At 72.4% G+C, this 22202-nt stretch carries 24 protein-coding genes and 1 pseudogene; 6 read left to right on the top strand and 19 right to left on the bottom strand.

Going from position 1 to position 22202, the window contains the following annotated elements:
- Positions 1 to 92: 92 nt before the first annotated feature.
- The 8 genes and pseudogenes from mutM to rsmD form a co-directional block, all read right to left on the bottom strand.
- The gene (mutM, locus tag AB0B86_RS16000; RefSeq protein ID WP_357418369.1) at positions 93 to 950 is read right to left on the bottom strand and encodes a bifunctional DNA-formamidopyrimidine glycosylase/DNA-(apurinic or apyrimidinic site) lyase; all 858 of its coding nucleotides are present in this window, start codon (positions 948 to 950) and stop codon (positions 93 to 95) included.
- A gap of 232 nt (positions 951 to 1182) precedes the next feature.
- Positions 1183 to 1890: pseudogene (gene rnc / locus AB0B86_RS15995) on the bottom strand (ribonuclease III); the annotation flags it as partial.
- A complete protein-coding gene (locus tag AB0B86_RS15990) occupies positions 1887 to 2873 on the bottom strand; it encodes a phosphate acyltransferase PlsX (protein WP_357411723.1) in 987 nt (328 codons plus the stop codon). The gene AB0B86_RS15990 and the pseudogene rnc, both read right to left, overlap by 4 nt.
- A 114-nt stretch (positions 2874 to 2987) precedes the next feature.
- Positions 2988 to 3161 carry a 50S ribosomal protein L32 gene (rpmF, locus tag AB0B86_RS15985; protein ID WP_030335284.1) on the bottom strand — a complete coding sequence of 58 codons (174 nt, stop codon included), beginning with the start codon at positions 3159 to 3161 and terminating at the stop codon, positions 2988 to 2990.
- A 5-nt stretch (positions 3162 to 3166) separates the two neighbouring features.
- A complete protein-coding gene (locus tag AB0B86_RS15980; protein WP_357411722.1) occupies positions 3167 to 3730 on the bottom strand; it encodes a YceD family protein in 564 nt (187 codons plus the stop codon).
- Between the two features lie 110 nt (positions 3731 to 3840).
- Positions 3841 to 4338 (bottom strand): hypothetical protein, encoded by a 498-nt coding sequence (locus AB0B86_RS15975; protein ID WP_234590503.1) that lies wholly within the window; start codon positions 4336 to 4338, stop codon positions 3841 to 3843.
- Positions 4339 to 4553: 215 nt separating this feature from the next.
- The gene (gene coaD, locus AB0B86_RS15970; RefSeq protein WP_357411721.1) at positions 4554 to 5036 is read right to left on the bottom strand and encodes a pantetheine-phosphate adenylyltransferase; all 483 of its coding nucleotides are present in this window, start codon (positions 5034 to 5036) and stop codon (positions 4554 to 4556) included.
- On the bottom strand, positions 5033 to 5596 hold the full coding sequence (gene rsmD, locus AB0B86_RS15965) for a 16S rRNA (guanine(966)-N(2))-methyltransferase RsmD (protein WP_357411720.1): 564 nt from the start codon (positions 5594 to 5596) through the stop codon (positions 5033 to 5035). The genes coaD and rsmD overlap by 4 nt, the downstream gene beginning before the upstream one ends.
- Positions 5597 to 6027: 431 nt before the next feature.
- Here rsmD and AB0B86_RS15960 point away from each other — a divergent pair, with 431 nt between their 5' ends.
- Complete coding sequence (locus AB0B86_RS15960; RefSeq protein WP_357411719.1) at positions 6028 to 7056, top strand: LPXTG cell wall anchor domain-containing protein; 1029 nt, start codon at positions 6028 to 6030, stop codon at positions 7054 to 7056.
- Between the two features lie 171 nt (positions 7057 to 7227).
- Here AB0B86_RS15960 and recG read toward each other — a convergent pair whose 3' ends face one another.
- Positions 7228 to 9426: an ATP-dependent DNA helicase RecG gene (gene recG, locus AB0B86_RS15955; protein WP_357411718.1), complete on the bottom strand. Its 2199-nt coding sequence runs from the start codon at positions 9424 to 9426 to the stop codon at positions 7228 to 7230.
- Complete coding sequence (locus AB0B86_RS15950; protein WP_357418367.1) at positions 9423 to 11036, bottom strand: DAK2 domain-containing protein; 1614 nt, start codon at positions 11034 to 11036, stop codon at positions 9423 to 9425. Before AB0B86_RS15950 ends, recG begins: the two co-directional genes overlap by 4 nt.
- 301 nt (positions 11037 to 11337) lie before the next feature.
- Between AB0B86_RS15950 and rpmB the strand changes: the two genes are divergently transcribed.
- The gene (gene rpmB, locus AB0B86_RS15945; RefSeq protein WP_091671657.1) at positions 11338 to 11529 is read left to right on the top strand and encodes a 50S ribosomal protein L28; all 192 of its coding nucleotides are present in this window, start codon (positions 11338 to 11340) and stop codon (positions 11527 to 11529) included.
- Between the two features lie 87 nt (positions 11530 to 11616).
- Here rpmB and AB0B86_RS15940 read toward each other — a convergent pair whose 3' ends face one another.
- Positions 11617 to 12078, bottom strand: a complete 462-nt coding sequence (locus AB0B86_RS15940; RefSeq protein ID WP_357411716.1) for a GNAT family N-acetyltransferase — start codon at positions 12076 to 12078, stop codon at positions 11617 to 11619.
- A gap of 29 nt (positions 12079 to 12107) precedes the next feature.
- On the bottom strand, positions 12108 to 13097 hold the full coding sequence (locus AB0B86_RS15935) for a thiamine-phosphate kinase (protein WP_357418365.1): 990 nt from the start codon (positions 13095 to 13097) through the stop codon (positions 12108 to 12110).
- 96 nt (positions 13098 to 13193) lie between these two features.
- Between AB0B86_RS15935 and AB0B86_RS15930 the strand changes: the two genes are divergently transcribed.
- Both AB0B86_RS15930 and AB0B86_RS15925 read left to right on the top strand, forming a co-directional pair.
- The gene (locus AB0B86_RS15930; RefSeq protein WP_013284547.1) at positions 13194 to 13427 is read left to right on the top strand and encodes an Lrp/AsnC ligand binding domain-containing protein; all 234 of its coding nucleotides are present in this window, start codon (positions 13194 to 13196) and stop codon (positions 13425 to 13427) included.
- A gap of 9 nt (positions 13428 to 13436) precedes the next feature.
- Positions 13437 to 14120: a DUF3515 family protein gene (locus tag AB0B86_RS15925; protein WP_357418363.1), complete on the top strand. Its 684-nt coding sequence runs from the start codon at positions 13437 to 13439 to the stop codon at positions 14118 to 14120.
- Positions 14121 to 14165: 45 nt separating this feature from the next.
- Here AB0B86_RS15925 and AB0B86_RS15920 read toward each other — a convergent pair whose 3' ends face one another.
- Both AB0B86_RS15920 and AB0B86_RS15915 read right to left on the bottom strand, forming a co-directional pair.
- Complete coding sequence (locus AB0B86_RS15920) at positions 14166 to 15266, bottom strand: D-alanine--D-alanine ligase family protein (protein WP_357411713.1); 1101 nt, start codon at positions 15264 to 15266, stop codon at positions 14166 to 14168.
- 195 nt (positions 15267 to 15461) lie between these two features.
- Entirely contained in the window at positions 15462 to 15680 is a 219-nt protein-coding gene (locus tag AB0B86_RS15915) for a hypothetical protein (RefSeq protein WP_357411712.1), read from the bottom strand.
- A 276-nt stretch (positions 15681 to 15956) separates the two neighbouring features.
- Between AB0B86_RS15915 and AB0B86_RS15910 the strand changes: the two genes are divergently transcribed.
- Together AB0B86_RS15910 and AB0B86_RS15905 are read left to right on the top strand one after the other, a co-directional pair.
- Positions 15957 to 16802 (top strand): helix-turn-helix transcriptional regulator, encoded by an 846-nt coding sequence (locus AB0B86_RS15910; RefSeq protein ID WP_357411711.1) that lies wholly within the window; start codon positions 15957 to 15959, stop codon positions 16800 to 16802.
- A 5-nt stretch (positions 16803 to 16807) separates the two neighbouring features.
- On the top strand, positions 16808 to 17008 hold the full coding sequence (locus AB0B86_RS15905; protein ID WP_357411710.1) for a DUF397 domain-containing protein: 201 nt from the start codon (positions 16808 to 16810) through the stop codon (positions 17006 to 17008).
- Between the two features lie 209 nt (positions 17009 to 17217).
- Here the strand turns inward: AB0B86_RS15905 and AB0B86_RS15900 are convergent, their stop codons facing one another.
- From AB0B86_RS15900 to AB0B86_RS15880, 5 genes are all read right to left on the bottom strand, one after another.
- Positions 17218 to 18267, bottom strand: coding sequence for an ROK family protein (locus tag AB0B86_RS15900; RefSeq protein ID WP_357411709.1), 1050 nt, complete (start codon positions 18265 to 18267; stop codon positions 17218 to 17220).
- A gap of 164 nt (positions 18268 to 18431) precedes the next feature.
- Entirely contained in the window at positions 18432 to 19226 is a 795-nt protein-coding gene (locus AB0B86_RS15895; protein ID WP_357411708.1) for a putative protein N(5)-glutamine methyltransferase, read from the bottom strand.
- Entirely contained in the window at positions 19223 to 20341 is a 1119-nt protein-coding gene (locus tag AB0B86_RS15890) for a cystathionine gamma-lyase (RefSeq protein WP_357411707.1), read from the bottom strand. Before AB0B86_RS15890 ends, AB0B86_RS15895 begins: the two co-directional genes overlap by 4 nt.
- Positions 20342 to 20348: 7 nt before the next feature.
- Positions 20349 to 21356 carry an NAD(P)H-dependent glycerol-3-phosphate dehydrogenase gene (locus AB0B86_RS15885; RefSeq protein ID WP_357411706.1) on the bottom strand — a complete coding sequence of 336 codons (1008 nt, stop codon included), beginning with the start codon at positions 21354 to 21356 and terminating at the stop codon, positions 20349 to 20351.
- Between the two features lie 67 nt (positions 21357 to 21423).
- Positions 21424 to 22161: a lysophospholipid acyltransferase family protein gene (locus AB0B86_RS15880; protein ID WP_357411705.1), complete on the bottom strand. Its 738-nt coding sequence runs from the start codon at positions 22159 to 22161 to the stop codon at positions 21424 to 21426.
- Positions 22162 to 22202: the final 41 nt, after the last annotated feature.

Here is a 22202-nt window from a genome sequence, read left to right as displayed (position 1 = left end):
CGGGCAGCAGAGCGCGATTCGGGCGTACACCGGGGTGCGGCCCGGAGCGTCCGGCGGCGACCCGCCGGTGCCGACCCGGAGCCGGCTCCGGGTCATCCCCGAAGGGAACCCCGGGGCCGTGGTTGGCAGCGCGGGCAGCTGTACGAGGATCGGTTCATGAACGCCTCACGGCGGATCGGCGTTCCGCACCGCCGGCACGGCTCGCCCTCGCGACCGTAGGCGTTGAGGGCCCGATCGAAGTAGCCGCTCTCGCCGTTGACGTTGACGTAGAGGGCGTCGAAGCTGGTGCCACCCACGCTTATCGCCTCGGCGAGCACGTCGCGGACGTGGCCGAGCAGGCGTTGCGCCGCCGACCCGGTCAGCGCGTCGGTGGGTCGGCCGCCGTGCAGCCCGGCACGCCAGAGTGCCTCGTCGGCGTAGATGTTGCCCACCCCGGAGATCAGGGTCTGGTCGAGCAGTGCCCGCTTCACCTCGGTGTGCCGGCGGCGCAGCGCGGCGACGAACTCCACGTCGGAGAACTCCGGGTCCATCGGGTCGCGGGCGATGTGCGCGATCTCGTCGGGCAGTTCGGCGCCGCCCTCGCTCACCGAGAGCCCGCCGAACGTGCGCTGGTCGACGAAGCGCAGCTCCGGACCGTCGTCGGTGAACCGGAACCGGACCCGCAGGTGGGTCTCGTCCGCGGTGCCGGGTGGCTGGAGCAGCAGCTGACCGGACATACCGAGATGGCCGATGATCGCGTCGCCGCTGTCCAGTGGCAGCCACAGGTACTTGCCGCGCCGACGGACGTCCAGCACGGTCCGGCCGGCGAGCACGTCGGCGAAGTGCACGCCGCCGGGGACGTGCCGGCGCACGGCACGCGGGTGTCGGACCTCGACGGAGGCGATCCGACGGTCGACGACCCACTGGGCCAGCCCCTGCCGGACGGTCTCCACCTCGGGTAGCTCAGGCACGCCGCAGGCCGGTCTCGTGGCCGTCGGCACCCCCGGCCGGCAGGGCCTGCGCCAGGTGGTCGGCCTGCTCGGCCTCGGCCGCCCGAGCGGCGCGTTCGAGCGGACCGAACGGCTCATCCCGGTCGGCCGAGCCGTCCGGGTCGACCAACTGGCCCCGGCCGTCGCCGCCGCTCCGGCCGGACTGGCCATCGCCGGCCTGACCGGTCTGGCCGTCGTCGCCGGCCCGGCCGTTCTGCTCGGCGAGCGTTCGCCAGGCGGCCTCGGCGGCCCGCTGCTCGGCCTCCTTCTTACTGCGCCCCTCGGCGCCGCCGTACCGGTTGCCGGCCACCACCACCCAGGCGGTGAACGTCTTGAGGTGATCCGGGCCGGTGCCCTCGATCCGATATTCCGGGACGCCGAGCCCGAGCGCCGCCGTCAGCTCCTGAAGGCTCGTCTTCCAGTCCAGTGCGGCACCCCGACCCGCCGACTCGGCCATCAACGGGTCGAAGAGCCGGTGGATGACGATCCCCGTGGTGTCCAGGCCGTACTGGAGGTAGATCGCGCCGAGCAGCGCCTCGAGTGTGTCGGCCAGGATGCTCGCCTTGTCCCGGCCACCGGTGGTCTCCTCACCCTTGCCGAGCAGCAGGTACGCGCCGAGGCCGTCCGGGCCCAGACCACGGGCCACGTCGGCGAGCGCCCGCATGTTGACCACGCTGGCCCGCAGCTTGGCCAACTGCCCCTCGGGCAGGTCCGGGTGGTTGTGGAAGAGCGCGGTGGTGATCACCACGCCGAGCACCGAGTCGCCGAGGAACTCCAGCCGCTCGTTTGTGGGCAACCCGCCGTTCTCGTACGCGTACGAGCGGTGGGTCAGGGCGCGCTGGAGCAGCTCCGGTTCCAGGCTCACGCCGAACGCGGCTTCCAGGTGACCGACGGACGCCCGCCGCCGCTTGTCGTTGCTCATGATGTGCGTACCTCGGTGTCGGTGGAGCGGTCGGTGCGGTCCATCGCGGCGTCGCCGTCGAGCAACGCCGAGACCAGATCGGTGGCGCGCCGCCGCCACAGGTGGGCGGCGAGGGCTATGCCGGAGGCGACGTCGTCGGCGCGAGCGGATCCGTGGCAGACCACCACCGTCCCCGCGACGCCCAGCAGGGCGGCCGCCCGGGGCGCCCCGCCCTCGGCGGGTGGGCCACCGGCCATCGCGTATGCGCCTTCGATGGCCTTGAGCAGCACGTTACCGGTGAAGCCGTCGGTGACGACCACATCAACGCGCGAGCCGAGGGTCACGTCGTACCCCTCGACAAGGCCGACGTAGCGCGCGCCACCGGGCAGCGGCTCGACGGCGAGCAGGGGGTCGGTGGCCCGGCGGACCCGGTCGCCCTTGCCGGCCTCGGTGCCGACCGACAGCAGGCCGATCCGCGGCGCGGCGATCGAGTGCGCCACCGCGGCGTACGCGGCGCCGAGTACGGCGTGGCGGGCGAGGGTGGCCGGGCGGGGCTCCAGCGAGCCGCCGACGTCGAGGAGGACGACCGGCCCGGCCACGGTGGGCAGGGTGGCGGCGAGCGCGGGTTGGCGGATCTCCGGCCAGCGGCCGAGGCCGAGCACGGCAGCGGTGACCGTGGCACCTGTGGCGCCGGCGGAGACCAGGGCGTCGGCGGTCCCGTCGCGAACGGCGGTGACCGCGGCCCGGACCGTGCTCTCCGCACGGGCGGCGCTGGGATGGTCGGCCATGCCGACGACATCACGAACGGGCCGCACCGTGATCCGCGCACGTTGCGGCGGATCGAGGGCAGCGATCAGCTCGTCGGCGACCTCGGCCGGGCCGACGAGAAGCAGGTGCAGGTCAGGGTCGGCGCGCATGGCCCGCAGAGCGCCGTCAACCACGACGGCGGGAGCGTCGTCCCCGCCGAGGAGGTCAACGGCGATCCGCGCGGTGCCCGGCTCCACCGGAACGCCGGCCGGAGTGGGCCGGCCAGCGTCGGCGGAAGCCGGGGCACCGGGCGAATGCCAGGGTGCGCGCGCCGCCCGACCTGGGGTCGGGGGCGTCACTCGGCGTCCAGGTCAGACCTCGAGAACCTGGCGGCCGTTGTAGGTGCCGCAGACGGAGCAGGCGGCGTGCGGCAGCTTCGGGGACTTGCACTGCGGGCACGCGACGGTCGCGACCACTGTCGCCTTCCAGTTCGCCCGGCGGGACCGGGTGTTGCTGCGCGACATCTTGCGCTTCGGGACGGCCACGGTTCTTACTCCTCTGTAACGGTCAGTTGCGACAGGCCCGCCCAACGCGGGTCGATCTGCTGGTGACTGTGGTCGGCCGGCAGATCGTCCCAGTGTGTCCCGCATTCGGGGCACAACCCTGGGCAGTCCTCCCGGCAGAGCGGGTTGGTCGGCAGCGTGAGCACCAACGCGTCCCGCAGCGCCGGCTCCAGGTCGATCAGATCGCCCTGCATCCGGCCCACCTCGTCCTCGTCGGTCGTGGCGTCCGTGGTGCTGTCCTCGTACGCGTACAGCTCCTGGATCGTCACGCCCATCGAGTCGTTGATCTCGCGCAGGCAACGGCCGCACTCACCCCGGACGGGACCGGTGATGGTCCCGGAGACGAGCACGCCCTCGGACACCGACTGCAACCTCAGATCGAGGTCGAGGTCCGCGCCCTCCGGCACGCCGATCAACTCCACACCGAGGTCCGCCGGTGCCGGCACGACCCGCTGGACCTCACGCAACGCGCCAGGGCGGCGCGGCAGGTCCCTCGTGTCGAGGACCAGCGGCGACCTGGGGTTGAGTGTTGATGGCGAGTGCTTGGGCATAGTCAGACTCCGGCCGGTGAGAGGCCGACAAAAAAGGTTACCTGGGTGACCCCCGGACCGTCGAACCGGGGGCGACACCCGAGCGAGAATGTCGGCTGGTGAGGTGCCGCTCAGAAGGGTAGCGGGCGTTCCGCCTCATCCCCACCGAAGGTGCCGATCTCCCGCAGCGCGTGCATCTTGTCCCGGCCCCGCTCTATCGAGGCCAGGGCCCGGGTGAGGAACTGCTCGAAGTTGGCGAGCGCGGTGTCGACGTAGTCGTCGACCTCCTCCCTCAGGCGCTGGGCCTCGGCCCGGGCCTCGGCGATGATCCGCGCGCCCTCGTGCTCGGCCGACACGGTGATCTCGTTCACCGAGACCAGGCGGGCGTGTTCTGCCTCACCCTCACTGATGATCCGGTCCGCCTCGCGCTTGCCGGCGTCCATGATCTTGTCGCGTTCCTCCAGGAGCGCGGCGGCGCGACGCAGGTCAGCAGGGAGATCAGCACGCATCTCGTCGAGGGCGGCGATCATCTCACCCCGGTCGACCATGCAGTTGTTACGCGACATCGGGACGGAGCGGGCCTGCTCCACCATGGCGATCAGTTCGTCGATGCGATCGAGCGGGTCCACCGGTACCTCACTCCTGTCGTTCCTCGGCCGACCTCCATGATGCGGGCTACGGCCGTTCCCCGCGTCACCAATCATGTCGTGCTCGACCCACCCGGGCCCCATCCGCCCCAACCCGGCGCGTCGCGACATCGTCACCCGCCGCCACACCGCCCGACAATCTTCCGCAAAAGGGGTGCCTGAGCAACAAGCGGTGCCGGCTCGGCCGGGTGCAGCGGTCAGGGGCGGGGGCGCAGCCGAGCCTGCAGGGCCTCGCGGACCGGGTCCGGCACGTGGGCGGAGATGTCGCCGCCCCACTTCGCCACGTCCTTCACCAGGCTGGAGGAGAGGAACGAGTAGAGCGGGTTGGTCGGCATGAACAGCGTCTCGACGCCGGCCAGACCGATGTTCATCTGCGCCATCTGCAACTCGTAGTCGAAGTCGCTCACCGCCCGCAGGCCCTTGATCAGCACACTCGCCTGCTGGGCCCGGCAGAAGTCGACAAGCAACCCACGGAACGACTCGACCCGCACGTTCCCGTACGACGAGGTCACCTCGCGGAGCATGTCGATCCGCTCCTCGACGGTGAACAGACCACTCTTCGACTGGTTCACCAGGACGCCGACCACCACCTCGTCGAAGAGCCGACTGGCCCGCCCGATGATGTCGAGGTGTCCGTTGGTGACCGGGTCGAACGAACCGGGGCAGACCGCACGTCTCATGATCGGCGACCGTACCAAAGGGTGGTCTCGCCGTACCGGCGACTGCGGTCCGGGGTGATCCCCTCCACCCAGTCGAACTGCCTGGTGCGGCTGGACCGCTCCACCACCACCAGCGCGTCGGGCACCAGCCAGCCACCATCGACAAGCGTCGTCAGCAGCGCGGTGATCTCCGCGTCCGGCACCGCGTACGGCGGGTCGGCGAAGACCACGTCGTACGGCCCGCCGTCCGGACCGGCGGCCAGCACTGTCGCCACCTTCCCGGCGACCAGACGAACGGCCGGGCCGACGCGCAGGGTTGCCACGTTCTCCCGGATCACCCGGGCCGCCCGGGGGTCGGACTCGACGAGCAGGACGTGCCGGGCGCCCCGGGAGAGCGCCTCCAGCCCGACCGCGCCCGAGCCCGCGTACAGGTCGGCGAAGCGGGTGCCGTCGAGGTCGACCTCGGCCTGGACGGCGCTGAACAGCGCCTCCCGGACCCGGTCGGACGTGGGTCGGGTGCCGGCGCCGGCCGGCGCGGCGATCCGCCGCCCGCCGAGCGTCCCGGCCACGATCCGGGTCACCGTCTCCTCCTGCTCATGCCCGCGACGCTACGCGAGTCGACGCCAACCACGACCGACACCGCCGGTATCGCGAGGGCCGGGCAGCGCCCCAGGTGAGGTCTTGACGTCGTCGGCCGCACCTGAAATGCCCCTGACCTCCCTCGCCGCCGTTCGGTCCATTGCGGATCCACCCATCGGTCATCGACGCTACACGTCCTCAGTGATCAGTCGAGCACCTTCCGTTCATCAAAGATCACGAATTCACTACATTGCCCTTAGGTAATGATGAGGACTCCCCTCATTGATGACCGGTCAGTACAGTCACCGTCTGTCCCCGCTTCGCGCGGGAACGCCCCCGCGTCGCGGACGTCCCGGTGAGCAGACGACCCACCCGGTCGCCCCGCCTCCCGACCTCCCGCCGCGATCCGTACCCCCCTCACCAGGAGCAGGCGTTGAACCTCCCCAAGTCTCCGATGCGGCGCGTCGCGGCCATCGCCGCAGGCGCGCTGATCGGCCTCACCGGCGCAGCGACCTTCGCCGGTCCGGCACTCGCGCACCACACGACCATCAGCGGCACCGCCTGCCTGACCACTAACGGCGTGCACCGCGTCGAGTGGAAGGTGGAGAACAGCGAGCGCGACCTCGAAGCCACCATCACCGAGGTGTGGACCCCCTCCGGCACCACCATCAACGGCATCGCCAAGGGCACCAAGATTGCCGCCAACGGCAAGGTTTCCGGCACTCAGCTCACCACCAAGGGCAAGGCCCTCGAGCTGAAGGTCACCGCCAAGTGGATCCGCAACGGCAAGCTGATCACCAACACCGCTTCCGGCACCGCGAAGCTGAGCAAGAACTGCACCACGCCGCCGACGGCCACGCCGACGCCGACGCCGACGAAGCCCACCCCCACGCCGACAGTGACGCCGAGCGCGACCCCGAGCGCGAGCGCGACCCCGTCTGCGACCCCGAGCGCGACGCCGACCACTCCGGTCCCGACCACTCCGGTCCCGACCAGCCCGGTGCCGACCACGCAGCCGAGCGAGCCGACCGGCCCGCTGGTGCCGGAGGAGCCCAACGCTCCGGTGTTCGAGATCGTCTTCGACTGTGACGCGCTTGTCATCACCGCCGACAACCCGGCCGACGGCGTCACCGAGACCGTCGTGCTGACCTCGGAGAAGAACGTCGTCAAGAAGCTCGAGCTGGTCCCGGGCAAGAAGACCGAGGTTTCCTTCGAGGCGTACGAGGGCCTGACCGTCACCCCGAGCGTCGAGGGTGAGCAGGCCGACCCGGCCGACGCTGTCAAGTGGGTCAAGCCGGCCGAGTGCACCCCGGGCCAGGGTGGCGGCGACAACGACGGGCCGGCGCTGCCGCTGACCGGTGCCGCGACCGGCGGGATCATCGCCGGCGCCGCGGTGCTGCTCGCCGCTGGTGCTGTCCTGTTCGTGATGGCGCGTCGTCGTAAGGTTCGCTTCACCGCCTGAGACAACACGCTCTAGCTGACAACTGAGGGCGCGTCGACCATCTGGTCGACGCGCCCTCAGCCATTGCGGGTGGACACCTGCCGGTCACCAGGTCAACGGGAAGGCCCGCGACGAACTCGCCGTCGCCCAACCCACCTCGTCACCGGGGCACAGCCACGGGTGGCGGACGCCTCAGCCCTTCTCCAGGTATTCGGCGCGGTCCTCGTCGACGAGCGCGGCGACCGAGGCGGCCAGCGCCGGGTTGCCGCTCAGGTCCGGGTCCTGCTCGATCAGGGTGATCGCCTCGGCGCGGGCGTCGCGGATCAGGTCCGCGTCGCGGCGCAGCGACAGCAGGCGCAGATGGGAGCGGTGCCCGGACTGGGTGGCACCCAGCACGTCGCCCTCGCGGCGCTGCTCCAGATCCAGCTCGGCGAGCTTGAAACCGTCGCTGGTGGACGCGACCGCGTCGAGCCGCTCCCGTGCCGACGAGCCCTCGGCGGCCTCGCTAACCAGCAGGCACAGCCCGGCGGCCGCGCCCCGGCCGACCCGGCCCCGCAACTGGTGCAGTTGGGAGACACCGAACCGGTCGGCGTCCAGCACGATCATCACCGTGGCGTTCGGCACGTCGACGCCGACCTCGATCACCGTGGTCGCCACCAGCACGTCCAGGTCACCGGCGGCGAAGGAACGCATCACCGCGTCCTTCTCGTCGGCCGGCAGGCGACCGTGCAGCACGCCGATCCGCAGCCCGTGCAACGGCCCCTCGGCCAGCAGCGGGGCCACCTCGGTCACCGCCAGCGGTGGGCGTCGACCGTTGTCGTCCTCGGGTGGCGGCTCCTCGTCGGACGTGGGACCGTCACCGATCCGGGGACACACCACGTACGCCTGGTGGCCGGCGGTCACCTCCTCACGCAGTCGACGCCAGGCCCGGTCCAGGTAGGCCGGTTTCTCGGCGGCGGGCACCACGTGCGAGGCGATCGGTGACCGCCCCCGGGGCAGTTGGGAGAGGGTGGAGACCTCCAGGTCGCCGTAGACGGTCATCGCCACAGTGCGCGGGATCGGGGTGGCCGTCATGACAAGCGTGTGCGGCGGCTGGTCGGCCTTGGCTCGCAGCGCGTCGCGTTGCTCGACGCCGAAGCGGTGCTGCTCGTCGACGACGACCAGGCCGAGGTCGGCGAAGTCGACGCCCTCGTAGAGCAGGGCGTGGGTGCCGAGCACGATGCCGGCGGCACCGCTGGCCACCTCGCCGAGCGCCCGCCGCCGCGCCGCCGCACCCAGCGAGCCGGTGACCAGCTCGACCCGGGTGGCGTGCTCGGCGGACCCCAGCTCACCGGCCCGCCCGAGCGGCCCGAGCAGGTCGAGCATGCCACGGTGGTGCTGGGCGGCCAGCACCTCGGTGGGTGCCAGCAGCGCGGCCTGCCCACCCGCGTCGACCACCTGGAGCATCGCCCGCAACGCCACCACCGTCTTGCCCGAACCCACCTCACCCTGCAACAACCTGTGCATCGGGTGCGGGGTGGCCAGATCCCCGGCGATCTCCACGCCGACGTCGCGTTGACCCGCCGTCAGCTCGTACGGCAGTCGGGCGTCGAAGGCGTCGAGCAGCCCGCCGGGGCGGGGCGGGCGGGGCCGGGCCGGCCAGTCGGCCGCCCGGTGCTTGCGCTGCACGAGCGTCAGCTGGACGGCGAACGCCTCGTCCCACTTGAGCCGCCGCCGCGCCCGGTACAGCGCCTCCTTGCTGGTCGGCCGGTGGATCTCGGTCAACGCGGTGCCCAGCCCGACCAGCTTGCGGCTGGCCCGCACGTCATCCGGCAGCGGATCGTCGGGCGGGGTGAACGTGTCGAGCACGACCCGCACACAACGCGCGATCACCCAGGTCGGCACTGCCGCGGCGGCCGGGTAGACCGGGATCAGCGCACCGGCGAACTCCTCGATCTCGTCGTTGGCCGCCGCCTCGCCGTCACCACCCTCGCCGAGCAGGACGTACTCCGGGCCGTTGAGCTGCCGTTTGCCCCGGAACTCGGTGACCTTGCCGGCGAACAGCCCCCACCGGCCGGGGCGCAGCTCCCGCTCGCGCCACGCCTGGTTGCCGAAGAAGGTAAGCGTCAGCAGCCCACCTGAGCCGTCGCCGACTGTCACCTCCAGCAGGTTGCCCCGTCGCTGCCGCATCGGGCGCACGGCGGTGCGCTGCACCTGAGCCAGCACGGTGACCTGCTCGCCGACGTCGAGCGAACGGATGTCGGTGTGCTCGCCCCGCTCGTCGTAACGCCGCGGGAAGTGGTAGACCAGGTCACCCGCTGTGTGCAGGTCGAGGTGCGCGGCCAGTGCCTTGGCTGTCTTGTCCCCGACCAGCTTCTTCAGCGCGGTGTCGACGGTGGCTGGTTCGCTCATTCGATCCCTACCAGGAGCGGATAAAACGGCTGGCCGCCCGGGTACGCGTGCACCTCGACGAACGGCCAGCGTCGCGCGACGTGCGCGCGGACGGCATCGGTGAGCCCGGCCGGGGCGTCCACCCCGGACAGCAGGGTGACCATCTCACCACCGCCGCCGAGCATCCGGTCGACCACCGCGGCGCAGGTCTCGGTGAGGTCGGTGCCGATCAGGTGCACCTCCCCCTCGACGAGCGCCAGCACATCGCCCGGACGGCACGGGCCGGCCACGGTGAGCGCCTCCCGGCTGGCGTGACAGACCTCGGCGTACCGGCAGGCGCCGGCGGCCTCGGCCATCGCGATCACGTCGTCCTCGAAGCGGCGGTCGCCGTCGCGGACCGCGAGGGCGGCAAGCGCCTGCACCGGCGATCGGGTCGGCACCACGCTCACCCTGATGCCGTGCCGACGGGCCTCCCGGGCTGCCGCGCCCGCCACCGCCCCGGTGTTGGCGTCGTTGGGCAGGACCACCACCCGGGCCGCGCCGGTGCCGCGGATCGCGTCGAGCAACTCACCTGTGGACGGGTTGCCCGGCACCACTGTGGCGCCCTCCGCGGCGAACAACTCGGCGATGCCGCCGCCGGTGGCGACCACCACCGCGGCCCGGCCGTCCGACACCGGGCCGCGGGGCGGCTCGGGTTGGTCGGCGAACCGGGTGACCGAGATCCGGTACGGGCGGCCGGCGGCGACGCCCGCCTCGACAGCCGCGCCCACGTCGTTGACGTGCACGTGGACGTTCCAGGTGCCCTCCGGCTCCCGACCGTCGCCGACGACGACCAGCGAATCCCCCAGGGCGTCCAGTGCCCGGCGCATCCCGGCCACCGCCTCGGCCCGCGCGTCGAGCAGGAACTGCACCTCGTACGCGTACTCCTCGGAGCCGGTCTCCCGGGCGGCGGTGGCCGCCGGGCGGGCCGAGCGCGGGGTGGGTGCCGGCTGGCCGGTGCTCTCCCCGGTGAGCACCTCGACCAGGGCGTCGAGCAGCACGCAGAGCCCGCGCCCACCGGCGTCGACCACACCGGCGCGGGCCAGCGCCGGCAACTGCTCCGGGGTGCGGGTGAGCGCGTCGGCCGCCGCCCGCGCCGCGACCCGGGCCACCGCCACCAGGTCGTCGCTGTCCGCCCGGTCGGCCGCGGCGGCGGCCGCCGCGACCACGGTGAGCACTGTGCCCTCGACCGGCCGGGCAACCGCTGTGTACGCGGCGGTGGTGCCGCACCGCAGCGCGGCGGCCAACTCCCGGCCGCGCACCGCCGGGGACGCGGCGACCTCGTCGGCGAACCCCCGCAGGATCTGCGACAGGATGACCCCGGAGTTGCCCCGCGCGCCGAGCAGCGCACCCTGGGCCATCAGCCGCAGCGCGTGCCCGTGCGCGCTCGGCCCGCTGTCGGGGAGAGTGTCCAGATCCATCGCGAGGGCCTGCTGGGCCGAGGTGAGGGTGAGCACCAGGTTGGTGCCGGTGTCGCCGTCGGGCACCGGATAGACGTTGAGCCTGTCGATCTCACCCTGGTGGCGCTTGAGTGCGGCCAGCCCACCCGCGCACCAGCGGCGCACCGCGGCGGCGTCGAGGGTGTCCAGCACGGCCAGAAGCCTACTGGCGCGCACCGACACGCGCCGGGCTCGTCCGGCGTGTCCGGTTGCGCCGCACGTGGCCGGCCCGCCCGCCCGGCCGCGACGGACGGGATCCGCCCGGCAGGTACAGTTGCCGCCGGAACCACCGCCGTCGCCTGGCCGGCCGCCCACCACCCACCTGCGGAGGGGCGGCTGATCACCGGGCCAGGGCGGTTGGTCACCTCGGCGGGGCATCGGGTAGGCTGACGCGGTTGCCCGTGCAGCACCTCGGCCGGCAACCTCATGAACGTTTCAATCCCAGGAGTATCCCGTGGCTAGCGTGTGCGACGTCTGTGGCAAGGGGCCGGGCTTCGGCCACAACGTGCCCTGGTCCAAGAAGAAGACCAACCGCCGCTGGAACCCGAACATCCAGTCGGTGCGCACCCCGGCCGGTGGCGGCAACACCAAGAAGCTGCAGGTCTGCACCTCGTGCATCAAGGCCGGCAAGGTCACCCGCGCCTGACGCGGCGGCACCCACCTTCTCGTACGACTCAGCCGGCGGACCTCCGGGTCCGCCGGCTCTGTCGTGCGCGCACCAACCCGTAGCCGGTCAGAGCGTGCGGCCGAACGAGACGCAGCCCTCCGCGTCCTTGTAGAAGCCGAAGTTCGGGATCCGCTCGTAACCGGCGGAGCCGTACATGGCGATCGCCTCGGGCTGCTTGTCGCCGCACTCCAGGACCACCCGCTTGCGGCAGTGCTCGCGGGCCGAACGCTCGACGGCCGCCAGCACGGCACGGGCCACGCCCCGCCCACGTGCCGCCGGGGTCGTGTACATCCGCTTCAGCTCCGCGCAGTCCGTGCCGTGGCTGCGCCAGCCACCGCAGCCGACCGGCTCGCCGGCCAGATAGGCGACGAGGAACGCGCCGTCGGGCGGCTCGAACTCGGTAGCGTCGACCGGGGTGTCGTCGCCGGAGCCACCGTAGCGGGCGGCGAGGTCGGCAAGGGCGGCCTGGATCAACCGCTGCGCCACCGGTGCGTCGAACCGCACGGCTCGGATCTCAATCTCACTCACGGTATCCACAATACGACCGGCTCCGGGCCTCACCGGAAGTGGTCCCAGCCGGCAGGGCCGTCGTGGGGTGCGCCGTCGACAGTCACACCGCTACCGTCCGTGACCATCCCGATCGGCCGCCAGTCCGGCGGCAACACCACAGCGGGCGGGAACGTCGCGGCCAGCGCGTGGTCGTCGCCACCGGCGAGGATCCAGGTGTACGGGTCGACGCCGAGCGCCCGCGCCGCGTCGGCCATCTGCCGGGGCACCTCGAACGCGTCGCGGCGTACGTCGATCGCGACGCCGCTGGCCGCCGAGACGTGCCCGAGGTCGGCGAGCAGGCCGTCCGACACGTCGATCATCGAGGTGGCGCCGAGCCGGGCGGCCTGCGGGCCGGCCGGATAGGGCACCTGCGGCCGACGGTACGCCTCGACGAGTAGCCGGGGAGTGCGGAAGCCCCGGGTGAGCACTGTGAGCCCGGCTGCCGCGTACCCGCTGCGCCCGGCCAGGGCCAGCACGTCCCCCGGTCGGGCACCGGAGCGCAGCACCGGCGGGCGGCCCGCGAGGTCGCCGATCGCGGTGACCGCGACGGTAAGGGTGGGACTTGCCGACATGTCGCCGCCGACGACGCTCGCGCCGACAGTGGCCGCCTCGGCGGAGAGCCCGTCGGCCAACTCCTCCGCCCAGCCGGTGTCCAGGTCCGCCGGCATGCAGAGGGCGACCAGCAGGGCGGTCGGCGTGGCTCCCATCGCCGCGATGTCGGCCAGGTTGGCCGCCGCCGCCCGGTGCCCGACGTCGCGGGCGGAGGACCAGTCCCGCCGGAAGTGCCGTCCGTCGACGAGCACGTCGGTGGAGGCCGCCACCCGTCCGTCCGGCGCGGCCACCACCGCCGCGTCGTCGCCCGGACCGAGCAGGGTCGCCGGTCCGTAGGTCAGCCGGGCGGTGATCCTCCCGATCAGCCCGAACTCCCCGATCCCGGACAGGCTGGCACCGCCGCCGGCGTTCCGCCCGTGCTGCCCGGCTCCGCCGTTCTCGCTCACCGCTGCTCCTTGACCACCGATAGGGATCAGACCTGGTCCGTAAGGTAGTTTCACCCTTCGGGCCGCTCCCGGGCGGCGACGGACGGAGGTCTAGTCGTGGTACAGGCGTACATCCTCATCCAGACCGAGGTGGGCCGGGCACGTGACGTGGCGGGTCTCATCGCGGACCTCGCCGGCGTGGTGCGCGTCGACGCCGTCACCGGGCCGTACGACGTGGTCGTCCTCACCGAGGCGAACACCGTCGACGAACTCGGCAAACTCATTGTCAGCAAGGTGCAGATGGTGCCCGGCATCACCCGCACCCTCACCTGTTCGGTGGTGCGGCTGTAGGTGGACGAGATGACGAACTCCTCCGCTGCTCTGAACGACGACGGGGCGCGCGACGGGTCCGACGCGACACCTGAGCCGGCTGACGGTATCGGTGTGGCGGCCGACCCGGCCGCCGCCGCGCCGGCCGGACGGGACCGGACCATCCGCGGTGCCGCCCTGCTGGCCACGTTGATCGCGCTGCCGATCACGCTGCTGGTGGCCGTGTTGGCCTTCACCAAGCTCACCCCGGACGCGCCGGCCGCCGCGCCGTCGGCGTCCGCGACCACCGCCCGGGTGCAGTCCACCGCCCCGGTGGAGATGGCCGCCCCGGCGCTGGCCGCCCGCCCGGCCACTGTCTGCCGGGCCCTGCTCTCCCAGCTGCCGACGAGCATCCGCGACCTGGCCCAGCGGCCGGTCACCGCCGGCCCGGAGCAGAACGCGGCGTACGGCGACCCCGCGCTCACAGTGGCCTGCGGCGGCACCGAGCCGACCTTCCCCGCCACCGACGAGGTCTGGACGGTCAACCGGGTCTGCTGGCACCTGGCCGAGCAGGGCGAGCAGACGGTGCTCACCACTGTCGACCGGGAGACGTCGATCGAGGTGCGGGTCCCGCGGGCGTACGCGCAGCCGTTGCAGTGGGTGCCGTCGATCTCCAGCACGATAGTGGCGAGCGTGCCCTCCGGCGGTGCCATCCCGTCCGGCTGCCAACGCTGAGCTGGCCCCCCACGCCGACTGAACCGCGCGGGGGGACCGGGTGGCTCAGTGCAGGCCGACGCCGCGCCGTTGGGCGGTCCGGATCAGCCGGTTGACAAGCTTCGGGTACTCCAGGCCGGAGGCCGCCCACATCCGGGGGAACATCGACGTCGGGGTGAACCCGGGCATCGTGTTGATCTCGTTGAGATAGACGTCCAGCTCGGGGGTGACGAAGAAGTCGGCCCGGGCCAGACCGGCGCAGTCAAGCGCGGTGAACGCGCGAACCGCGTACTCCTGCACCTGGCGGGTCACCCGCTCGGGCAGGTTGGCCGGCAGGTCGTACTCGCAGGAGTCGTCGAGGTACTTGGCCTCGAAGTCGTAGAAGTCGTGGTCCGCGACGACCCGCACCTCGGCCAGGACGGACGCCTCGGGCGTGCCGCCGGCCTCACCCTCCAGCACGCCGCACTCGATCTCGCGGCCGACGATCGCGGCCTCGATGATGACCTTCGGGTCGAACTGCCGGGCGGCGGCGACAGCGGCGTCCAGGTCGGCCCAGTCGGTGACCTTGCTGACGCCGAACGACGACCCGGCCCGGGACGGCTTGACGAAGACCGGCAGGCCGAGCCGCTCCTTGTCCTGCTCGCTGAGGGTCATCCCGTTGCGCAGCACGGCGTACGTGCCGACCGGAATGCCCTCGACGGCGCAGAGCTTCTTGGTGAACTCCTTGTCCATGGCGGCGGCGGAGGCGAAGACGTTCGCCCCGACGTAGGGGATGCCGGCCATCTCCAGCATTCCCTGGATGGTGCCGTCCTCGCCGTACGCGCCGTGCAGCACCGGGAAGACCACGTCGACGTCGGCAAGCACCCGGGGCCCCTCGGTCGGGTCGAGCACCATCAGACCGTTACCGGTGGGGTCGGCGCGCAGCACGACGTCGTCGCCGGAGTCGGCGGTGATCTCCGGCAGCTGCCGGGCCTCGATCGCGAGCTGGGCCGGGTCTCCGCTGGTCAGCACCCACTGGCCGGCCCGGGTGATGCCGACGGGCACCACCTCGAACTCGTCCGGGTCGAGTGCGCCGAACACGCTGCCGGCGCTGACGCAGGAGATGCCGTGTTCCGGGCTGCGGCCGCCGAAGACGATCGCCACACGGGTTTTGCCTGGGGTGGTCACTCCGGTCACCTCTTCGTACGCGACTGCGGCTGGTCGTGCTCGCCGGTGGCGCTCACCCGGTTGACCTTACTGTGCGTGGCCACGGGGCGAGGCGATACCCGGCGAGCCGCGGCGCGACACGTCGATCGGTCATCAGAGGATATACGGTGCGTGACGGGACTATTGCCACGTGAGGGACGGGCAGCCGGTGCGGGATCAGTCCCGAGCGTGCCGACGGCCGACCGCGATGACCTTCACCCGTTGCCGACCTGCGCGCACCATGCCGAGCGCCATGAACGCTCCGGCGATCCGGTCGGCGGCCTCCCGGGTGTTGGCGCCGACCACCTGCCGTCGCCGCTCGGGCACGGTCCGCTCGTCGCGGTCGACACCCTCGACCGGACGCACGTCGGTGAGCACCACCAGGAAGCGGGTCACCGGGGACCGACCGGTTGTGCAGCGCAGGGCTCCGGACCGGTACGCACGTCGTCGCCTCCTTCCGGCGGGCGGGATGGCGCGGCACGCGACGATCGGGCACGGGGGAGAAACCCGATCGCCGCGCGCCCCATCCCTCCGGTCGCTCACCACCACCGTCGCCACGACAACCGGCGGTGAGGACGCGCTAACAGATTGACACGTTCACAGCCGTGAATGCAACTCTCATCGACGTTCTCTCATGCAGACGTTCCCAGAGATGTGTGCGACCATCGATGTATGGCCCCGAAGACAGCCCGTGCCCGCCGGCTCGGCATCGCCCTGCGCCACCACCGGGAGGCGGCCGGCCTGACGCTGGAAACCGCCGCGGATGAGATCAACAGCACCCGCAGCACCCTCTCCCGGTACGAGAACGCCCAGACCCTGATCACCCCGGCCACCGTGCGCGCGCTGCTCACGTCGTACGGGGTAAGTGCCGAGGAGGTGGCGGCGGCGGTGCAGCTCGCCAAGGACGCCCGCAAGCCGGGCTGGTGGGTGTCGTACTCGTACCTGCTGGATCCGCGCACCATCGACTTCATCGCGCTGGAGGCCGAGGCGACCGCCATCGCCAACTTCGAGCCCTCGGTGGTGCCCGGTCTGCTCCAGACCGCCGACTACATCCGTGGCGTGATGCGCGGCGGCCCGCACACCCTCGGCGACGACCTGGTGGAGCAGCGGGTCAAGATCCGACTAGATCGGCAACAACGGCTCACCGGCGAATCCCCGCCCATCCTCGACGCGATCATCGACGAGGGCGCGCTGTTGCGCCCGGTCGGCGACCAGTCGGTGATGGACGGCCAACTGCGGCACCTGGTCAAGATGGCCGAGTTGCCGAACATCACCGTTCAGGTGATCCCGCTCTCCGCCGGCTACCACCGGGGCACCCGAGGCTCGTTGCACATCCTCGAGTTCGCCGATCCCGAGGATCCGATCATCGCCTCGGTGGAGACCGTCGCCGGTCAGATGATCCTCGACCGCGCCGGCGAGACGCGGACCTGCACCAAGATCATGGAGCATCTCCGAAGCGTGGCGCTCAGCCCGGCCGACAGCCGCGGAATGCTCCTGACAGCCCTGAAGGGACGGTAAGACCGATGACACCGACGATCACAGCGGCCATGGCCGCGGCGGCGTGGCGCAAGAGCAGCCGCAGCGGCGACGAGGGCGCCTGCGTGGAGGTGGCCGCCATCGCGCGGCTGGTGGCCGTCCGCGACTCCAAGGACCCGTCCGGGCCGGCGCTGCTGTTCCCGCCGGCCGCCTGGGCCGCCTTCGCCCAGGCACCACCCCTGCGGTGACCGGGCGGCCGAGCCGCTGAGCTGACCGGCAAGGGCCAGCCACGGTGGCTGCCCACCGGGCCGGTGTGCTGGTGAGCGGTATGCCTCGGAGGTACGAACAATGGCCCCGAGGTGTGCCGCTCACCACCGCTTCCGCACCCACGGCACTGACCGATGGTCACCGCCCGAGACGGTCCTGATGACGGCGCGACAGCCGCGCGGGCCTGACCTCAGGCGACAAGCGGTCGGGGCTCCGGGACGGCACGCAGCGTCTCCAACGCCGCGATCGCCACGCCCCGGGCACCGGCCATGTCCCGCTCCGGCACCAGGGCGAAGGTGGCGACCGCCGCCTGCTCCTCGCGCAGCACGGTGTGCTCGCGGACCGTCGCCAGGAACCAGTCGCGGAACTCCGCCGCCGCCTCCACCACCCCACCGCCGACGAAGTAGGCGTGCGGATCGGTGAAGTTGGCCGCGAGGGTGAACAGCCGGCCCAGCGCCATCGCCTGCTGGGTGAAGAGGTCCCGCGCGAGGGCGTCCCCCCGCTCGCCGTACCCCCGGACCAACTTCGCCGCGCGGGCCACCGGCTCGGCCGCGAGCGGGTGGTCGGGATAGCGGGTCAACCAGTACGGCAGCAGGTTGCGTTCGATGCCGGTAAGCGAGGCGATGCTCTCCACGTCCCCGGTGAAGCCGCAGGCGCAGGTGGGCTCCGACTGCCCCGGGCCGATCAGCCCGCCCAGCGGGATGTGCACGTGACCAAGCTCCCCGGCCATCCCGGCGGCGCCGGCGATCACCCGGCCGCTCTCGACCACACCGCCGCCGAGACCGGTGCCGACGATCGCGGAGACCGACGAGCGGTTCATCGCGTCGTCGCCGAAGTGCACGTGGTGGGCGTAGAGCGCGGCGGCGTTGCCGTCGTTGTGGTAGATCACCGGCAGGCCGAGCCGGCGCTGCAACGCGCCCCGCACGTCGAAGCCCCGCCACGCCGGCTGGGAGAAGTTCGTGGAACCCCGCGACGAGATGACGCCGTCGGCGCTGGCCGGGCCGGGAGTGTCGAGGCCCACCGCCCGGACCAGCTCACGCGGCACGCCGGTCTGCGCCAGCGCGCCGTCGAACGCCCGGGCCAGCGCCTCGATCGCCGCCTCCGGTCCGGACCGCACCTCGCTGGGGATCTCCAACAGCCCGTCCACCAGGAAGCGGCCGTCCACCGTCAGCACTGTGGCGTTGTTGCTGGTGCCGCCGTTGTCGAGCCCGACGACCACCGGCACCCCTGCGCTGCCCACCGAAACCGCCTCCCGCCCGTCATGAGTGTGAGCCGAGGCTAGTGCCAACCCCGCTCCCCCGTCACGCCCGACCACCTCACCCCGCCCCTCCCCTGTCGATCATGGAGTTGTGGTGGGGGACGAACACCGTGTTGTTGGCCCAACTGGACACCACAACTCCATGATCAACCGGTTGGGCGGCGGGCTAGGAGTGCGGTGGCGTCTAGGTCGTCGTCGTGCCGGACGGTGGGCAGCAGGCCAGCGTCCTCGAAGGCCGCAGCGAGCGCGTCCACCTGGGTGACGCCGGCCTCGACCACCAGGTGCCCACCCGGCGCCAACCACTCGGCCGCCTCGACAGCCACCCGGCGCAGCACGGAGAGCCCGTCCGGCCCGCCGTCGAGCGCCACCGGGGCCTCGTGCAACCGCGCCTCCGGCGGCATCAGCGCCACCGCGTCGGTCGGCACGTAGGGGGCGTTGCAGAGGACGAGGTCCAGCCGACCCCGCCACTGCGGCGGCAGCGGCGCGAACAGGTCACCCTCGTACACCTCGGCGTTCAGGCCGGCCAGGTTGCGGCGCGCACACGCCACGGCCGCCGGGTCGATGTCGGCGGCGGCCAGCCAGCGCGGCGCGAGCCGGTGCGCCAACGCGACAGTGGTCGCCCCGGAGCCGCAACACAGGTCGACCACCGCCGGAGCCGGGCCGGTCAACCCGGCGGCCACCTCGACCAACAGGGCCGTCCGACCGCGGGGCACGAAGACGCCGGCGTCGACGGCGATCCGCAGACCGCAGAACTCCGCCCAGCCGAGCAGGTACTCAAGCGGCTCACCCGCCACCCGACGGTCGGTCAGGTCGGCCAACATCGCCGGTGAGTCGGCCGCGGCCAGCAACAGGTCGGCCTCGTCCTCGGCGTAGACGCAGCCGGCGGCCCGCAGCCGGCTGATCAGGGCGGACCGGTCGGGGTTTGTCGCCGGAACGGTCAACGCGGCCCGGCCGCGTCCAGCGCGGCGGCGATGTCGGCCACCAGGTCGGGGGTGTCCTCCACCCCGCAGGACAGCCGGACGAAACCGGGCGCGGTGTCGTCACCCCACTGCGCCCGCCGGTCCGCGGTGGTGTGCAGGCCACCGAAGGAGGTCGCCGCCACCACCAGCCGAGCGGCCTCGACGAATCGACCCACCCGCTCGGCGGTACCCAGGTCGAAGGAGAGCACCCCGGGCATCCGGCGCATCTGCGCCGAGGCCACCGCGTACGCCGGGTCGTCCGGCCGCCCCGGCCACCGCAACCCGGCGACGTCCGACCGGTCGGCGAGCAGGTCGGTGACGGCGGCGGCGTTCGCGCTCTGCCGGGCCAGGCGCAGGTCGAGGGTGGCCAGCGACCGGTGTGCCAGCCAGGCGTCGAACGCGCCCGGGACCGAACCCGTGCCGGTACGCCAGGTCGTCACCGCCTCGATCACCTCGACGGAGCGACTGGCCAGGTAGCCGAGCAGCAGATCCGAGTGACCGGTGAGCGCCTTCGTGCCGGAGGCCACCACCAGGTCCGCGCCGAGGTCGAGCGGGCGCTGCCCCAGCGGGGTGGCGGTGGTGTTGTCGACGGCGAGCAGGGCGCCCGCGGCATGCGCCTGCTGCGCCAGGGCGGCCACGTCGACAACGTCCAGGCCCGGGTTGGCCGGGGTCTCGACAAGCACCAGCCGGACGCCCTCGAAGGACGGGTACGGCCCCACTGTCGGCACGAAGAGCACCCGCACGCCGATCGTCTCCAACACGGCGGTGGCGAAGGCCCGGACGGGGAAGTACCCGTCGGCGGGCAGCACCACTGTGTCCCCCGGGCGCAGCAGGGTGAGCAGCGTCCCCGTGATGGCGGCCTGACCGCTGGCGAAGACCCGGCAGTCGCCGCCCTCCAACTCGCCCACCGCGGCCTCCAGCAGCCGTCGGGTCGGGTTGTCCGGGCGGCCGTAGCCGTTTGGCGAGCTGCCCTGCCCCTGCCACGGGTCGAGGTGGTACGGCGCGGCGAACACCGGGCCGGGCAGGAACGGGTCCCCCGGGGCCGGCTCCGGCAGACCGGCGCGTACGCAGCGGGTGCCGTCACCAAGTTCGCTCATTGGTTCCTCACTCATACGACTCGGGTTTGGCGGTCCGGCTCATCAGGGTCTCCACGGCGAGGCGTGGATCCATCCCCTCATGGCAGATCCGCTCGACGTGCTCGGTGATCGGCATCTCCACACCGTGCGCCCGGGCGAGGTCCCGGATCGCCAGGCAACTCTTCACACCCTCGGCGGTCTGCCGGGTGGCGGCCTGGGCCTGCTCCAGCGTCTCACCACGGCCCAGATGCTCGCCGAAGGTGCGGTTGCGGGCGAGCGGGGACGAGCAGGAGGCGACCAGGTCCCCCATGCCCGCGAGGCCGGCGAAGGTGATCGGGTCCGCGCCGAGTGCCACGCCCAGCCGGGCCGTCTCGGCCAGCCCCCGGGTCATCAGCATGGCCCGGGTGTTGTCGCCGAAACCCATAGCGGTGGCGATGCCGTACGACAGCGCGATCACGTTCTTGACCGCCCCGCCCAGCTCACAACCGATCACGTCGTCGTTCGTGTACGGGCGCAGGTAGGGCGTCCGGATCGACGACTGCACGAGCACTGTGCGGTGGCTGTTCGTCCCGGCGACCACTGTCGCGGCGGGCTGCTCGGCGGCGATCTCCGGCGCCAGGTTCGGGCCGGAGACCACTACCACCCGGTCCGCGGCGACCCCGGCGGTCTCCACGATGACCTCGCTCATCCGTTTGGTGGTGCCGAGTTCGATGCCCTTCATCAGCGACACGAGGGTCGAGTCGGGGTGCAGATGCCCGGCCCACTCGGCGAGGTTGCCGCGCAGGGTCTGCGACGGCACGGCCAGCACCACCACCTCGGCGCCGGTGATCGCCTCGGCCGCGTCGCCGGTGGCGGTGACCCGGGCCGGCAGCAGCACACCGGGCAGGTACTCCGGGTTGCGGCGCTCGGTGCGGATGCTCTCGGCGACCGGCGCACGGCGGGCCCACACCGTCACGTCCCGGCCCGCGTCGGCGAGGATCTTGGCGAACGCGGTGCCCCACGAACCGGCACCGAGCACCGCGACGTGGCCGGTCACGCGACCGCTCCCGAACGCGTCGGGACGGCCGGAACCACACCGGTGCCAGGTCCGACGTGTCGCCCGTTCACGCCGCTTCACCCTGCCGGTCGCGGCTGGCGGAGGACCGGGCAGGTCGCTCCCACAGCGGCGGCGGGGTGCCGCCACGGACCTCGCCGAGCATGTCCCGCAGCCGCAGCATGATGGTGTCCGTCATCTCCTCGAGGGTGACCCGGGTCGGCTGGGCGTCCGCCCACCGGCTCAGGTCGATAGGTGCTCCGGCGACAACCGTCACCGGGATCCGGGGACGCGGGTTGACACGGCTGGTCCGGGGGTCGAAGAGCCGCTCCGGTCCCCACATCACCACCGGTACCACGGGAGCGCCGGTGGCCAGGGCCAGCCGGGCGGCACCGGTCTTGGCCTTCATCGGCCACAGCTCGGGCTGTCGGGTGGTGGTGCCCTCCGGGTAGATCACCACGGCGCCACCCTGGTCGAGCGCGGCGACCAGGGAGTCCAGCGAGCGGACCGCGTCGACGCTGCCCCGCTCGACCGGGATCTGCAGGCACCGGTGCAGGATCCAGCCGACCACCGGCACCCGGAACACGCTGGCCTTGCCCAGGTACTGCGGCCAACGTCCGGAGTCATAGATGAAGTGCGCGGAGACCAGCGGGTCGGCGTGGGAGATGTGGTTCGCCACGATGATGATGCCGCCGTCGCGTCGAAGGTGCTCCTGGCCACGCCAGGTCCGGCGGGTCCATACCGTCATCACCGGCTTCACCAGCCCCACGGCGAACCGTTGCCAGAACCCCAGCCTCCGCCGTGCCACTCTGCCTCCTCGTCGCGCCCCAACCCCGGCCGCGAAACCCG

This window comes from Micromonospora sp. NPDC049047, from assembly GCF_040649135.1.
Taxonomy (GTDB): Bacteria; Actinomycetota; Actinomycetes; order Mycobacteriales; family Micromonosporaceae; genus Micromonospora.
This window is presented reverse-complemented; position numbering and strand designations above follow the sequence as displayed.